We start from the raw sequence: 13,632 nt of genomic DNA on the forward strand, positions 1-13,632 counted from the left end.
GCTGTCTGGACAGCCTTGCCTACAGCGCCCGGCGCGCGGGCGATTGACCGCAACGGAACAGTGCTTACCCGTTTGGGACAGCTTCCCGTCCGGTGGGCCCGGTTGTCGATGCATGGGCATTGACCGAAATCGATGGGGACGGCCCGTTGTGTCGCAATTCTTCGGAAGCTGTGTCGCTGCGTTGCCACTCAGGACTTCTGCGGCGAATTGCGACTGACTTGCCCCGGCGTCAAAATGCCGGTTCAGGCTTCCAGCCTGGGCCGGGGGGTGCCTGCAGGCGCCTGCAATCGGTCGGTTGGACTGGAATGCCGGTGCGCATCCGATGGACTCGTACACCGCGACCGTTCGGGAATGCCCCGAAGCACTCAGCCGGCATCAGTCCTCTGACTGGTTGCTTGGGGCTTCATCTTGCCAGCCGGCCAGCTCTGGCAGGTCGTCAAGCCAGCTTTTCTCCGTCATCAAGGCATCGCCAGCCAACGGCACGGACTCGGTGGCGTTTTGCATAAGCCAGTCCATCCACTTCCGATAGGCAATCGCGTCCAGTTGGGGCGGCAGCACCTTGGCCTTGGCCAGCATGCGTTTGCGGAAACTGACTTGCCTGCGCAATTTGGTCGTCGTGAACTTGATTGACTTGCCCTGGTATTCAACCGTCCAGCGCTCATTGCCGTGGCTGGTGAGCCTGTCGATGGCGAAACCGGAATCGACCGGCCTGTCGCGCCAGGGAAGCTCGATGGCATTCTTCCTCAGATCGAGTGCCCATCGCCGGTAGTCGTCCCCCGTACGCTGGGGTGGCAGCACACCAGCCTGTTCGACGATCTTCCTGCGGAAGGTCGGCTGCCTCTTGATCTGACCCGTCGTCAGTTCGATGCGATGCCCACGGAATTCGACGTGCCACCGGATCCTGCCGTTGCCGAAATACTTTACCAGCCTGTCGATGACGAACTCGTCATCGGTAAGCGTCGCGCATCCCTGATTGATGCTTTCGAGAATATACTGGCTGTCGGTGGTCATCACGCGGCCTCATGCAGGCCCCTCTCAAAAGCTTCGGGAGCAGAAAAGTCGAGGACCCCCACCATATTGCATTGTTGCTGGCGGGGCAGCCCGGATTGGAAGAAAAGCGGCCGTATCCTCAAGATCATCCTCTTCGGCTCCCACGCTCGCAGCAACTGGGTCGACGAGCCGCTGACGGTGAACCGCAGCGACCTGCTGGTTCGAAGCAATGGCAATTGCACTCAGGGCTCCGGCGAAACGATCACGCTCAATTCCACACGATGGGCGTCTTGGTTGGGGCCGGAAGCGGACAGACGGGTTTTAGACCAGGGAATGTGATAGCGGACACCCCATCGGCCTGCCCTTGAACGTAGAACGTCGACTGAACTGTGAACCGACTTTAGGGCATCGCTGTTCAACGAAACGCATGATAGGCAGGCAAGTAACTCCCGGCTGAAAGGTCTTCCGGTAATGGCTGTCGACAATCGCTCCCCGCGCCTAGCTGTACTGATTGATGCAGACAACGCGTCCGCGAAGATCGTCGACGGTCTTTTCGATGAGATCGCGAAGATTGGTGAGGCCAGTGTCCGGCGAATCTATGGCGATTTCGCCAGCTCGAGATCGAAAGCGTGGATCGATGTCCTGGCACGGCACGCAATCATCCCGCAGCAACAGTTCGCTTATACGACTGGCAAGAACGCGTCTGACATCACGCTGGTTATCGATGCGATGGACCTATTGCATAGTGGCCGTTTCGACGGCTTCTGTCTGGTCTCGTCAGACAGTGATTTTACGCGACTGGCTGCTCGTATCCGTGAGCAGGGTGTCGATGTCTTCGGGTTCGGGGAACAGAAAACACCAGAGAGCTTCCGTCAGGCCTGTCGACGCTTCACCTACACCGAAAACTTGCTCCCCGATGCGCCGGCCAATGCGGAGGCGGCAGGAAGCAAGTCCAAACCCCTTCAGCCGCCGAGCGCGGCCACGCCGATCATCCGCCGCGTTCTCGATCAGATGGAGACAGAAGATGGCTGGGCCCCGCTAGGAGCGGTAGGTGCGCAGTTGGCAAACCTTTCGTCCGACTTCGATCCCCGCAATTTTGGCTTCCGCAAGCTAAGCGACCTCGTCCGCAAGACTAATGGCTTTGAGATCGAACATCCGGAAGGGCGAGCCATACGCATCCGCGAGAGGCCAGCATCAGCGAAGCCCTCGCCCGAGCGGAAGTCCTGACTGGCTGCACCATTGAACTGGAATTTGGGGGCCGACAGCAGACAGTCCGGTTTTGAGCCTCTGGTGGGGATAGCTGCCAGCAAAAAAGCGCTTCGATCCCAGAGACGGCTTCCGCCCCCACAGGCAACGATTGCTGCCATTTCTCTTTCACCCCATCCGGCACCTGTACCGCAGTCGCAATTACGTACCGCAGAATGTCTGGAGGACGCGCTCTTCGTCCGCTGGTGGCTGCGCATATTCCCCCATCTCGGGCTGCTCGTCGAACGGGCGCGCCAGGACGGCGAGCAAGCTCTGGAAAGGACCAAAGTCGCCTTCATCGGTGGCGGCGACGATGGCAGCTTCGACACGGTGATTGCGTGCTATGTACTTCGGGTTCACCCTGCGCATCCGCGCAGTCCGGTCGGCTGCATTCTCCGGCTCGCGCGCCAGCCGTTCACGCCAGCGCAAAGCCCAGCTATCGAAAGCAGTAGGGTCGGTGAAGTGGTTGCGTACTTCGCCGGCGCCTTCGATCTCATGCGCGAGATCGCGAAATGTGAGGGTGAAATCCGCCCGATTGCGCGCCATCAGGTCAAGCAGTTCGGCAGCAAGGTCGAGGTCGCCCGGCTGGTCGGCAAACAGCCCGATCTTGTGGCGGATGCCTTCATGAAACGCAGCCTCGTAGCGTGCCTGGAACGATCCGATGACCGCTTTCGCCTGCTCAAGGCCTTCGTCGTCTCCGCCTGCTTCACTTCCTACAATGGGCAGCAGCGCTTCGGCCAGCCGCGCCAGGTTCCAGACGGTAATGCCGGGCTGGTTTGCAAACGCGTAGCGGCCTTGATGGTCGATGGAACTGAACACCGTCGCGGGATGATAGGCGTCCATGAACGCGCACGGACCATAATCGATCGTCTCGCCAGAAATTGCGACGTTGTCGGTGTTAAGCACGCCATGAATGAAGCCGACCAGCATCCATTGCGCCACCAGCTTCGCCTGCGCGGTTACAACGGCATCGAGGAACCCAAGGGTACGACGGGGGACTTCGGTGAGATGCGGATAGTGCCGCGCAATTGCGTAGTCCGCCAACGCCCTCAGGCCGTCGATGTCTTCCCGTACGGCAAGGTACTGGAACGTGCCGACGCGGATGTGGCTTGCGGCAACGCGCGCTATCAGTGCCCCGGGAAGTCTGGTCTCGCGGTAGACGTGCTCGCCAGTGGCAACCAGCGACAGGGTTCGCGTGGTTGGGATTCCGAGTGCGTGCATCGCCTCGCTGACGATGTATTCGCGCATCATCGGTCCGAGCGCTGCGCGCCCATCGCCATTGCGGGAAAACCGGGTCGGACCGGAGCCCTTCAATTGAACGTCGCGCAATTGGCCGCCGGTATCGAGCAACTCCCCGACAAGGGCGGCACGACCGTCGCCAAGCTGCGGCACGAAGTTGCCGAACTGGTGACCCGCATAGGCCTGGGCGATGGGACGCACGTCAGCGGGGAAGCGGTTTCCGGCCAGCATGTCGAGACCGTCGGAACTACGCAACCAGCCTATGTCGAGGCCCAGTTCCATCGCCAGTATTTCATTCAGTTCAAGCAGACGTGGTGTCGAAACCAAGGACGCATCCGGACGGGCGTAAAGCCGTTCGGGGAGATCGGCGGCGTAAGTGTGGTGGAACTGGGGGCTGGGCATGACAACTCTGGGCTTGTTCAGGTTACCAGCTAAATAGGCATGCCGCGAGGTGCGGGCCAACAATTTGAGAGGGGTCGCAGCCCAATCGCAGTTCTGACACTGGCATCCAGCCAGGAAGCTGCTGTCAGGTGTCGCGGTAGCCCCATTGCATATCTAGAAGGAGGCGAGCGGCCGAGGGTCTTTTGACGGAGCCCCTCCACTGAGCCTCCAAGCGCATACGAACGACGCCGAACTTCCAGTCCTCGCCAGTGCCAGGCAGGACTGATAGTTCTGGGCTCTATGAACACGCTCGGTGTGATCTCAGATACTCACGGCCTTCTGCGTGAGGGCGCAGTCACGCTTCTCCGAGGCGTCGACCACATCGTCCATGCGGGCGACATTGGAGACCCCGCCATCATCGAGAGATTGGAACGTGTCGCGCCAGTCTCGGCAATTCGCGGCAACATCGATGTCGAGCCGTGGGCGTCTATGTTTGCAGATACCATTCAAGTGACGCTGTTCGGGCACAGGATATTCGTGATCCACGACCGAAAGGACATGACATTTGCTCCAGCCGGGATGGGCGTGAAACTCGTGATTTCCGGTCATTCTCATCGTGCCAGTATCGAAAGCCGCGATGACGCTATTTATCTCAACCCGGGCAGTGCAGGCCCGCGCAGGTTCAGGCTGCCTATAACCTTGGCAAGGGTCCAGATCATCCACGGGCGATTGGTGCCCAGGATTTACGAGATTGCCTCAGATGACGAGCGGCCGTGAGGAGTCCCCGCCTCTGGGGCAGAGACCAAGAATGCAGACGCCATCTGCAAACAACTATGCGGGAAGGCCGAGCACGACGCGACCCATCCGGTGCATCGACAACATTGTGGCCAGGAAGTCGTGAGACCTGGTATGCCAAATGACTCAATTGGTTTCGCCAAAGGCCATAGAGACGAAAAAAGGCGGTAGTGAATCCAGGAACTTTGCGTCGTCGGAAAGCCGCATTCCGCGGCGCAAGGTTGCCCGAAGCTTTGAACGCTTTTGGTTCGGCGCTACATGCGTGTCGGCAGACCGGAAGTGGCGGACCTCGCGGCCCCCCACCTCCTGTTTTGAAACGCCTATCGATCAGGCCCTTATTGGATCGGGCCTTCCACCATCATTTGTGACCGGCAAACATATTCACGTTCGCGCAGAATTCGGCGTGAGGCTTGCTCATCGCGGCATCCTGACACTCCTTCATCATCATGCCCTGCTTGTCCTTCGGCGTAGCCGCCCAGGCCGCCTTGAACTCGGTCTCCGACTTCATCGTCTTCATCCCGGAATCGGTGAAGAACGGCGCCATGTTGTCCGGCTCGTCGAGTGCTCCCGCAAAGGCAACGCCGCCAACCATGGAAAGCGCGAGCGCGCCCAGCGCAATGTACTTCAAGTTCATGGGTTGATTCCTTCCCTGCGTTATCGACCGCTCAAACGACGATCGCCTTCGTGGTACGGGGCGGGCCTTGCCGGTGTTTCGCGACTTCAATCTCAAAATTACGTGATCGAAATTTTTGAGGAACCCATTGTCGAGCGATTCGAAATCACTCCTATCAGTGCAGTAATCGATTTCGGCTCGATCGACCCAGACTAGCCCTGCGAAGAACGACGCAGTGGCAGACTTGAGACCGAGGCGCAGAAGAACCCCTTGAATGGCAGGTCCCCCGGATAGCCGCACGGACCGTAAGGAGGGCGCAAAGCCGCCCTTCGATCGGAGCTGGAGTAGCCATGAGGTGGAACCCGTAGACATCCGTGCCAGGCCGCAAGTGTGCACTTGTGAGGGCGACGAGGCTGCTGCCCTCCTTCATTTCATTCGCGCATCATGTCGCCAGGACTGGGGCAAGCAGGCATAAACGCAGTATCCAGCATTGTCTCACACTGGATATTTTCAACCAGCTCAGGGCTTTAACGCACCTGTCGATCTCGTCTTGGCAACTCCAGATGCTGTCTTGACGAACATCTTATTTCGACTCCGCCGACGAGGCGGGAGTGGGCCGCTTGTAGGCATCCATGCCAATGACCAAGCGCTCGAAGCGCCAGGTCCCATCAGGCTGTCTCTTGAGATCACCGCGATAGATGACGCTGGCACCGAGGTAAAGGTCGTTATCGCTGGCAACTGTAACGACACTGTAAGCGATGGCTGTCGCGCTGTCGGTACCGAGTTTTTCGACAAGCGTATTGGAAATCAGGTGGCGTCGCTGGTCGTTTTGACTGGCGCGGTCTCTTTTCACGGCTGCGACAATAGCGTCGACGCCTTCCACCACTTCGATCGGCTTTCCGCTTCCTTTCAGTACTTCGAGTCGGCCATTGTCGGTAAACAGCGACCGTACAACCTCAAGCTTCCCCTCATCATAGGCGATGCCCCAACCCCCGAAGGCATTGGCAATCATCATCTGATCCGCCACACCCGACGAAGGAATAGGTTTCGCGGGTTGCATGCTCACAACACCATCAGTGGTGGCCCAATTTTGACGGGGAGCGTTGGCGACCGGCTTTTTGTCCGTAGTTTCCGCTGCGGAAACAGTGGCACTGGTCGAAGTCATAAAAGTCGGCACAAGAGCCAAACACAGGTAGAACCCAGTAAACCGCCGAGCAAAATCCATGGCCATCCTCCAACCAATTGAGATAAACTTTATTAGGCGAGAAATTTGACTTACTTTCAAATTTTTATTGTAGAAAAACTAATCTTTCCGTCAAATGAATAAACATAAAGGTAGGATGAATATATCTCATTCGAAATATTTGAAGATTCAGGCCGGCAACAGCGGAAGCTTACGCTTGCCGATTCAAATCAGGGGTCCCAAACCTTGAGCGGCTCCAGCAATTTGCCGGCCGAACTGGCCCGCGATGGCGGGTGGATGCACAGTCCCGCGGAAAAGACAGTTGAAGCTACAGCGAGCAAGATTAGTTGCGGCGATCTAGCTCATCTCGAGCATGGGCTACGACCAGCTCTCTCTTGCCGCAATTGGAGCTCTTGCAGATGTAGCCGCGGGTTGGGAGTCCATTATTTTGTATCGGAGTTCATCTCTGACGACTGCGATCTCAGCGCAGCTCTCAAACTAAGTTGGCGACCATTCTTCGACATGCGGCAAACGGCAGCTATGAGGGCGAGGTCAAGCTACAGCTTTACGACCGACATGCGGGCGCAAAGCTGCCGCCCTTCGTGGAACCGCTGGAGGGCTCCTTCCCTCATCTTGTCCTGACCGCCTCAGGCCAGCCACGCATCACGCTGACCCTGCCATCAAGAACAGCTAGCTGCGGTTGAGATTGATCTGGCTGATGACCACGTTTTTCCCCGTCGCCGGGTCCTTGTCGATGGTCGTCAGGCGCATCCGGTTGTTGCCGAGCTTTTCCAGTCTCAGCTGGGCGGCGCGGTCGCCATTGACTTCTTTTGCCCAGCGAATGCCCAGGACCAACGCATCGCCGGCTCGGTTGCCACGCAGGCCGGCAGGACCGGTTCGGGAACCGGTGTACACACCCGTATAGGTTTTTCCGTCGGTCTTGACGTCGGCGCCGATCGCTCGCGAGAAGACGACATATCCGGTGCATTTGCCATTCAGCGACAGCGAGGTATCAGTCGCACGCGACGAAAATTTGCAGTTGATTTTGATAGGCTTGGACCCGGTCTCGACTTCGACTGTGCCCTTGCCGGCCCAACTTCCGGCCAGCGACTTAAGGAACGAGGCATCCGTTGCATGGGCGGGCCCTGCAAGACAAATCGTTGCCGCCGCCAGCCAGCCAATGGATCTTGTCATGGTGGATACTCCTTTGAGCCAGCGTTGCTTCCGACATTTGAAACCGGAATTCGACCGGTCCTGATGCGGCAGACAACCAACGGGTCCTGCTCGAAAACGGGACGGATACCCGATGGTTCCGCTAATTATTGAAGCGCCGCATGCCCAACGGAACCTTCTGTGCTGGTCTCGCGCTGCCGCTCGGGGCCGCAAGGTCCATCGAATTCGCGTCCATCCTCCGAACGGATGAATTCGTTTGAACGAAGTGCCGGATCGTTTGTTTTAAGCGAACCCGATAATTTCGGTGTTGCTCACAAACGAGGAAGCCCATGAAGCGTTTTGCGAAACCCGTTTACATTTTCGTCGGCCTTGGATTTCCGCGCGATGTGGAATCCGTCGAAGAGGCCTTTGAAATCCTCAACGAATGGGTCGGTTCGCGAAGCCCCACTCACGAGCAGGCGCTTGCTGCAGGTCGCGCGGCTCTCACCGACGGCAGCGTGTCCGCGGCACGCCTCGCCTTCGAAGCTTTCGCCAGAAAAACCGGTATCCTCGCCCCCGACGCGCTGGAGCTGGCGGCAGCAAGGGCTGCCGATGAATGGCTGCCTGCATGATCCGGTCTGGGCGGTCGTGCTTATGCGGCCGCCCTCGCCATTCCTGCGGTGGCGTCGGTCTTGTCGCCGTGTTTTCACCGGAATGCGTAACTTCGGCGTCGAACTCGAACTGCATGCGAGCTGCCAGCCTTGCTAACCGCAGTGATTAGGCGCGCTACTTCTCTCGCTTTTCAATCTTCAGATTTGGCAGGTCGGGGCGCTTGGATACCACGCCGGCCTCCTTCAAGGCTGTGTATCCAACCTTTTTGAGGAGCTTCTCTGTTTTGGCGCGCTCCTTGTCGAGAGCGCTCTCGCGTTTGACCTTGGGCATCGGTCCTCCATTCGGTTCATTGTCGTTCGCCCACGGACATATTGCCAGCACTATCGTTGCCGACTGGATACGATCAGCCTGAAAGGTAGGCGGCGCCGCTGTCGTCGATGGGGCGCCGTGCGAAGGCGCGGCGGTAGGCGCGCGAGAAGTCGGCTCCCGACGAGAAGCCGCAGCTCGAGGCGATGTCGCCGACCGCCATATCCGTCTGGCGCAGCAGGTCCTGCGCGCGCTGCAGCCGCAGCCCGCGATGATAGGCTTTCGGCGACACGCCGAGATGTGTCTTGAACAGGCGCTGGACCTCGCGCACCGAGATGTTCTCGGCGGCGGCCATATCGGCGACTTCGACGGTTTCGGCCAGCGTCCGTTCGAGAAAACCGAGCAGTCGCCGAAGGCGCGGGTTGCGCGCGCCAAGCCTGTCGGATGCCGGCAGCCTTTGCGGCGATTGTCCCCGGCGCATACGGTTGTAGATGAACTCGTCCGCAATGCTCGAAGCGACCTGGCGACCTGCCTGTTCGGCGATCATGGCCAGCATCATGTCCATGGCGGCGGACGCGCCGGAAGCGGTGAAACGCCGGCGGTCTATCTCGAAAAGCGTATCGGTCAGGTGCACCTCGGGAAACGCCTCGGCGAAAGCCGGTGCATTCTCCCAATGGATGGTCGCGCGATGGCCATCGAGCAGGCCCGCTTGCGCCAGCACGTAGGCACCGGTTTCCACGGCCCCGACCATGGCGCCCCGGCGTGCCTGCCGCCGCAACCAGCCGAGCATGGCCGGCGTGACGTGGAGCTGTGGGTCGAAACTGGAGCAGACGATGACGACGGGGCTGAACGCAACATCCCGCATCGCACCGTCCACCTGCAGCATCAGCCCGTTGCTGGCTCGCACCGGCTTGCCGTCCTGCGAGACCACGGTCCACGTGTACAGCGGCTTTCCGGCAACCCAGTTGGCTTCCCGCAGCGGTTCGACCGTCGATGAGAAGGCGATCATCGCAAACTGTTCGAGAATGAGGATCGTCACCTCGATGGGCGCGGCGTCCGGGCGGGAGAGGGGCATCGATGTCTCCAATCGCCGTTTAGGCTAGAGCAATTCCAGCAAAAGTGCGCAGCGGTTTTGCGTCTGGAATTGCGTAAAAACAAAGAGATAAAGCATTTTGGAGCCAGTGGAATTATTTGGTGTTACAAAAATGCTTTGAAAACAAAAGCTTGGAGCGTCTCCGTGTTTTCGTGAAAAACGGAAACGCTCCAAGCCTTCCGGTTCCAAAAACGAAAGTGCCCGATCCCTACGCGGTTTCAAGATACCGCCTCGCCACCGCGACCTCCGCCAGCAGGCTGTCGGCGCCTTTGCCCAGCCGGGCATATTCGGCCGCCGCCTGCTCGCGCATGGCGATTTCGGCCTGCAGCACGTCGCGCACCTGCTCGGTGCTCAGCACCAGCTTTGCGGTTTCCGCCGTGGCGCTGAAGAAATCATGGCGGACCAGCGACAGGCACTCGTCGCGCGCGGGGGCGGCTTCGGCATTGTCGAGCGCGGCGATCAGTTCGCGCAGGATCGTCGCCTCAGTTTTCCTGCCCTGTTTCATCGCCGCGACCAGGTCGATCCGCAGCCGGGTTTTCATGCGCTCGCTTTCCAACATTGCTATCTCCATAAAGTTTCATAGCGGATGAGCTATTGCTCTACATGATTCCATATAATACCCTAATATGGAATTTTAAGGAGTAATTCAGAGCATGTCTGAAATCCTTCTCAGCGTCGACCAGGCCGCCGAGCAGCTGAAGCTGCATCCCAAGACGGTGATCCGCTACATCCGCGACGGGCGCCTGCCGGCGACCCGCATCGGCAAGTCCTACCGCATCGAGCAGGCGAGGCTGGACGCCTTTGCCGGCGTGACGAGCGGACATGCCGCCGGCGGCGCGCGCGCCACCTGTGTCGTCGACATTCCCGACATCACGCTGCAGCGCGCCGAGCGGCTGGCGACCTTCCTCGGAGCTGCCGCCATGACCGGGGATGCCGGCACGCCGGCCCTGCATCTCACCACGGCCTTCGACCCGGAGGCTGGCAGCCTGAAGGTCGTTCTGGTCGGCAGCCCGGCCGACACGGCGGGCCTGCTGCAGATGCTGCAATTGCAACTGTCGCGTTCCTGAGGGCACGCTTTTTTCGAATGGTCGGGGTTGTGGGTTTGCCGGGCCGTGTCCAGTTGTGCGGCTCGCCAGGCCTGGAAGCGGTCGAGCACGAACACCCGGCCGAAGAGCTTGCCCGACGCTTCATCCCATAACCAAACGGAATAACGCGGCGAAAACTCAATATTGGACGGAATGCGTTCCGTCTGGCTAGTCTTTGGCCATCGGTAGCACTCCGCCGGCCTTGCCTTGTGGAGAGACCGCAATCGACCGGCTGCGATGCCGGATCGCAAGAACAGGGGAACACCATGAACAAGTCGAGACGGGTCGTTCAGGCGGCCATGGTAACGTTGCTGGCCGCTGCGCCGGCTCTTGCACAGGAAGCGCCGAACTTCTCCCCGGACAAGATCGCCACCGATCCGGCGCTGGCGGCGAAGCTTCCCGAGCGCATCGCCAAGGCGGGCGTGCTGGTCATCGGCTCGGATACGGCCTACGCGCCCTGGGAGTATATCTCCGAAAAGGACAGCACGACGCCCGAAGGCATCGACGTCGATATCGCCGAGGCCATGGCCAGGACGCTCGGCCTGAAGCTGGATTTCCGCACGGCGGCGTTCGACGGCATCCTGCCTGCGCTCGGCGCCAAATACGATCTCGGCATCTCGGCCTTCTCGATCAGCAACGAACGCATGAAGGCCGTCAATTTCGTCAGCTATTCGCAGACCGGCGCCCTGTGGGCGGTCAAGCAGGGCAACCCCAAGGCCTTCAAGCCGGACGAACTGTGCGGGCGCCATGTCGCCATCCAGAGCGGAAGTTTCTTCCAGCGCCTGTTGCAGGAGGAAAACCAGGCATGCCTGTCCGCCGGCAAGCCCGAGATCGAGATGATCCCGTTCGCGACGCAGGCCGAGGCGCTGACGCGTGTCGCCGCCGATGGCGCCGAGGCGACGGTCTCCGGCTCGGCCACGATCGGCTATGCCGCCAAGCAGTCGAAAGGCCGGCTGGTGACCATGCGCCCGACTGGCAAACTCGGCGGCTTCGGCCTCAACGGCATCGCCATCGCCAAGAAGGACACTCAGCTGACGGAGCTGATCGCGGAAGTCACCAACAAGCTCATCGCCGACGGGGTCTACAAGGAGATCTACGGCATGTGGGGCATCGACGATTCCAACATTGCGGTGGCCGAGATCAATCCGAAGGTGAAGGATTGAAGCAGCCAAAGCGGGAGCGGATCAGGTGAGCGTGGACATCGAGAAGGCCGCACCGGACCATCCGGTACCAGTGTGGCAGGCCGACCGGGATGGTGCCGTCAAGCTGAACGAAGTGGTTCCGAGGCGCCATCCCGGACGCTGGCTGGCGACGCTGCTGCTTGTGTGGCTGGCCATTTCTTTTGCCCAGAGCGTGGCCACCAACGAGAACTTCCATTGGGACATCTTCGCCCAGTATGTCTTCGCCCCGCAGGTGATACGCGGCGTCGGCTGGACGATCCTGCTCACCCTCGTCGCCATGGCGGTGGCGATCTCGATCGCGCTGCTGCTCGTCGTCATGCGCGGTTCCGACAATCCGATCCTGCGCACCTGCGCCTGGTTCTGGATCTGGTTCTTCCGCGGCACGCCGGTCTACACGCAGCTGCTGTTCTGGGGGCTGTTCGCGGTGCTGTTTCCGCGCATCTCGCTGTCGTTGCCCTTCGGCGGCGAGATCGTCGGCTTCGACACCAGGATGCTGGTCACGCCGGCGGTGGCCGCGATCGTCGGGCTTGGCTTCAACGAATCCGCCTATCTCGCCGAGATCTTCCGTGCCGGCTTCAACGCCATCGACCGCGGCCAGCTCGAGGCAGCGCAGGCGCTCGGCATGCGGCAGGGCCGGATCTGGCGGCGCATCCTGTTGCCGCAGGCCATGCGGGTGATCGTGCCGCCGACCGGCAACGAGACGATCGGCATGCTGAAGATGACGTCGCTGGTGCTGGCCGTGCCGTTCACGCTCGACCTGATGTTCGCCACCAACGCCATCGCCAACCGGCTCTATCTGCCGGTGCCGCTGCTGCTGGTCGCCGGCTTCTGGTACCTCTCCATCACCAGCCTGCTCATGGTCGGCCAGTATTATCTCGAGCGTCATTTCGGCAAGGGCGTCGACACGATCAGGGCGAGGACGGAATGAACGCCATCATGACACCGCCCCGCGACGCCGCCGCGCAGCCTTGCGTCGTCCTGCAGGGCATCCACAAATTCTACGGTTCCGTGCATGCCTTGCGCGGCGTCGATCTCACCATCCGGCGCGGCGAGGTCTGCGTTGCCATCGGCCCGTCCGGCTCCGGCAAGTCGACGCTGCTGCGCTGCATCAACCAGCTCGAGCAGATTTCCGCCGGCAAGGTCTTCGTGCTCGGTGAACTCGCCGGCTACACCGAGATCGACGGCCGCATGCATGTGCTGGCGCCCGGGCGCATCGCCGAACAGCGCCGCCGCACCGGCATGGTGTTCCAGCGCTTCAACCTGTTCCCGCACATGACGGCGATCGAAAACGTCATGGAAGGGCCGGTGCATGTGAAGAACATGCCGAAGGCCGCGGCGCGCGAAAAGGCGCAGGCCCTTTTGCAGCGCGTCGGCCTTGCCGATCTCGCCGGCCGCTATCCGAGCCAGCTCTCCGGCGGCCAGCAGCAGCGCGTCGCCATCGCCCGGGCCCTGGCGATGGAGCCGGAGGTGATGCTGTTCGACGAACCGACCTCCGCGCTCGATCCCGAACTGGTCGGGGAAGTGCTGGATGTCATCAAGGATCTCGCCCGTTCCGGCATGACCATGATGCTGGTCACCCATGAGATCGGTTTCGCGCGCGAGGTCGCCAACCATCTGGTGTTCATGGACCAGGGAGCCGTCGTCGAGGAAGGCGACCCGCGCGAGGTGCTGAACCGGCCGGCCAATCCGCGCACCCGGGCTTTCCTGTCCAAGGTGCTCTGAAAGCAGCGGTTTGTGTCCGCAACAGCGCCAAGAAT

Annotated in this window: 15 protein-coding genes and 1 pseudogene; 8 read left to right on the plus strand and 8 right to left on the minus strand. The window is 60.5% G+C overall.

The annotated features are described in order from the left end of the window. Positions 1–375: 375 nt before the first annotated feature. Positions 376–1,011, minus strand: coding sequence for a hypothetical protein (locus AC3WTO_RS28830; protein ID WP_492464378.1), 636 nt, complete (start codon positions 1,009–1,011; stop codon positions 376–378). An 84-nt stretch (positions 1,012–1,095) separates the two neighbouring features. Here AC3WTO_RS28830 and AC3WTO_RS28835 point away from each other — a divergent pair. Together AC3WTO_RS28835 and AC3WTO_RS28840 are read left to right on the plus strand one after the other, a co-directional pair. Further along, a pseudogene (locus AC3WTO_RS28835) lies at positions 1,096–1,203 on the plus strand (nucleotidyltransferase); the annotation flags it as partial. Positions 1,204–1,461: 258 nt separating this feature from the next. After that, entirely contained in the window at positions 1,462–2,217 is a 756-nt protein-coding gene (locus tag AC3WTO_RS28840) for an NYN domain-containing protein (RefSeq protein WP_492464379.1), read from the plus strand. Between the two features lie 180 nt (positions 2,218–2,397). Here the strand turns inward: AC3WTO_RS28840 and AC3WTO_RS28845 are convergent, their stop codons facing one another. Then, the gene (locus AC3WTO_RS28845) at positions 2,398–3,876 is read right to left on the minus strand and encodes a protein adenylyltransferase SelO (RefSeq protein WP_492464380.1); all 1,479 of its coding nucleotides are present in this window, start codon (positions 3,874–3,876) and stop codon (positions 2,398–2,400) included. A 279-nt stretch (positions 3,877–4,155) separates the two neighbouring features. Between AC3WTO_RS28845 and AC3WTO_RS28850 the strand changes: the two genes are divergently transcribed. Next, a complete protein-coding gene (locus AC3WTO_RS28850; RefSeq protein WP_492464381.1) occupies positions 4,156–4,632 on the plus strand; it encodes a metallophosphoesterase family protein in 477 nt (158 codons plus the stop codon). A 376-nt stretch (positions 4,633–5,008) separates the two neighbouring features. On the opposite strand, the gene AC3WTO_RS28855 is transcribed toward AC3WTO_RS28850, so the two are convergent. From AC3WTO_RS28855 to AC3WTO_RS28865, 3 genes are all read right to left on the minus strand, one after another. Next, positions 5,009–5,284 carry a hypothetical protein gene (locus AC3WTO_RS28855; RefSeq protein ID WP_492464382.1) on the minus strand — a complete coding sequence of 92 codons (276 nt, stop codon included), beginning with the start codon at positions 5,282–5,284 and terminating at the stop codon, positions 5,009–5,011. Positions 5,285–5,846: 562 nt separating this feature from the next. Next, complete coding sequence (locus tag AC3WTO_RS28860; RefSeq protein ID WP_492464383.1) at positions 5,847–6,488, minus strand: nuclear transport factor 2 family protein; 642 nt, start codon at positions 6,486–6,488, stop codon at positions 5,847–5,849. 648 nt (positions 6,489–7,136) lie between these two features. Further along, entirely contained in the window at positions 7,137–7,640 is a 504-nt protein-coding gene (locus AC3WTO_RS28865; RefSeq protein WP_492464384.1) for a hypothetical protein, read from the minus strand. 308 nt (positions 7,641–7,948) lie between these two features. Here AC3WTO_RS28865 and AC3WTO_RS28870 point away from each other — a divergent pair, with 308 nt between their 5' ends. Further along, positions 7,949–8,230, plus strand: coding sequence for a DUF982 domain-containing protein (locus tag AC3WTO_RS28870; RefSeq protein WP_492464385.1), 282 nt, complete (start codon positions 7,949–7,951; stop codon positions 8,228–8,230). 154 nt (positions 8,231–8,384) lie between these two features. Here the strand turns inward: AC3WTO_RS28870 and AC3WTO_RS28875 are convergent, their stop codons facing one another. From AC3WTO_RS28875 to AC3WTO_RS28885, 3 genes are all read right to left on the minus strand, one after another. After that, positions 8,385–8,540, minus strand: coding sequence for a hypothetical protein (locus tag AC3WTO_RS28875; protein ID WP_492464386.1), 156 nt, complete (start codon positions 8,538–8,540; stop codon positions 8,385–8,387). Between the two features lie 73 nt (positions 8,541–8,613). Beyond that, on the minus strand, positions 8,614–9,591 hold the full coding sequence (locus AC3WTO_RS28880; RefSeq protein WP_492464387.1) for a GlxA family transcriptional regulator: 978 nt from the start codon (positions 9,589–9,591) through the stop codon (positions 8,614–8,616). Positions 9,592–9,817: 226 nt separating this feature from the next. Further along, positions 9,818–10,150, minus strand: a complete 333-nt coding sequence (locus tag AC3WTO_RS28885) for a GatB/YqeY domain-containing protein (protein ID WP_492558467.1) — start codon at positions 10,148–10,150, stop codon at positions 9,818–9,820. A 112-nt stretch (positions 10,151–10,262) separates the two neighbouring features. Here AC3WTO_RS28885 and AC3WTO_RS28890 point away from each other — a divergent pair, with 112 nt between their 5' ends. The 4 genes from AC3WTO_RS28890 to AC3WTO_RS28905 all read left to right on the plus strand — a co-directional run bounded on the left by AC3WTO_RS28890 (position 10,263) and on the right by AC3WTO_RS28905 (position 13,597). Next, the gene (locus AC3WTO_RS28890; protein ID WP_492464389.1) at positions 10,263–10,676 is read left to right on the plus strand and encodes a helix-turn-helix domain-containing protein; all 414 of its coding nucleotides are present in this window, start codon (positions 10,263–10,265) and stop codon (positions 10,674–10,676) included. Between the two features lie 284 nt (positions 10,677–10,960). After that, on the plus strand, positions 10,961–11,857 hold the full coding sequence (locus AC3WTO_RS28895; RefSeq protein WP_492464390.1) for an ABC transporter substrate-binding protein: 897 nt from the start codon (positions 10,961–10,963) through the stop codon (positions 11,855–11,857). A gap of 25 nt (positions 11,858–11,882) precedes the next feature. After that, on the plus strand, positions 11,883–12,803 hold the full coding sequence (locus AC3WTO_RS28900) for an amino acid ABC transporter permease (protein ID WP_492464391.1): 921 nt from the start codon (positions 11,883–11,885) through the stop codon (positions 12,801–12,803). Further along, positions 12,800–13,597 (plus strand): amino acid ABC transporter ATP-binding protein, encoded by a 798-nt coding sequence (locus AC3WTO_RS28905; protein WP_492464392.1) that lies wholly within the window; start codon positions 12,800–12,802, stop codon positions 13,595–13,597. Before AC3WTO_RS28900 ends, AC3WTO_RS28905 begins: the two co-directional genes overlap by 4 nt. Positions 13,598–13,632 lie beyond the last annotated feature (35 nt).

The organism is Mesorhizobium sp. EU05-FHT14A09 (assembly GCF_058790995.1).

Bases quoted from the DNA above. Each gene is read 5' to 3' on its own strand.
- AC3WTO_RS28830 (WP_492464378.1), bottom strand. From the start codon at position 1,011: ATGACCACCGACAGCCAGTATATTCTCGAAAGCATCAATCAGGGATGC.
- AC3WTO_RS28840 (WP_492464379.1), top strand. From the start codon at position 1,462: ATGGCTGTCGACAATCGCTCCCCGCGCCTAGCTGTACTGATTGATGCA.
- AC3WTO_RS28845 (WP_492464380.1), bottom strand. From the start codon at position 3,876: ATGCCCAGCCCCCAGTTCCACCACACTTACGCCGCCGATCTCCCCGAA.
- AC3WTO_RS28850 (WP_492464381.1), top strand. From the start codon at position 4,156: ATGAACACGCTCGGTGTGATCTCAGATACTCACGGCCTTCTGCGTGAG.
- AC3WTO_RS28855 (WP_492464382.1), bottom strand. From the start codon at position 5,284: ATGAACTTGAAGTACATTGCGCTGGGCGCGCTCGCGCTTTCCATGGTT.
- AC3WTO_RS28860 (WP_492464383.1), bottom strand. From the start codon at position 6,488: ATGGATTTTGCTCGGCGGTTTACTGGGTTCTACCTGTGTTTGGCTCTT.
- AC3WTO_RS28865 (WP_492464384.1), bottom strand. From the start codon at position 7,640: ATGACAAGATCCATTGGCTGGCTGGCGGCGGCAACGATTTGTCTTGCA.
- AC3WTO_RS28870 (WP_492464385.1), top strand. From the start codon at position 7,949: ATGAAGCGTTTTGCGAAACCCGTTTACATTTTCGTCGGCCTTGGATTT.
- AC3WTO_RS28875 (WP_492464386.1), bottom strand. From the start codon at position 8,540: ATGCCCAAGGTCAAACGCGAGAGCGCTCTCGACAAGGAGCGCGCCAAA.
- AC3WTO_RS28880 (WP_492464387.1), bottom strand. From the start codon at position 9,591: ATGCCCCTCTCCCGCCCGGACGCCGCGCCCATCGAGGTGACGATCCTC.
- AC3WTO_RS28885 (WP_492558467.1), bottom strand. From the start codon at position 10,150: ATGAAAACCCGGCTGCGGATCGACCTGGTCGCGGCGATGAAACAGGGC.
- AC3WTO_RS28890 (WP_492464389.1), top strand. From the start codon at position 10,263: ATGTCTGAAATCCTTCTCAGCGTCGACCAGGCCGCCGAGCAGCTGAAG.
- AC3WTO_RS28895 (WP_492464390.1), top strand. From the start codon at position 10,961: ATGAACAAGTCGAGACGGGTCGTTCAGGCGGCCATGGTAACGTTGCTG.
- AC3WTO_RS28905 (WP_492464392.1), top strand. From the start codon at position 12,800: ATGAACGCCATCATGACACCGCCCCGCGACGCCGCCGCGCAGCCTTGC.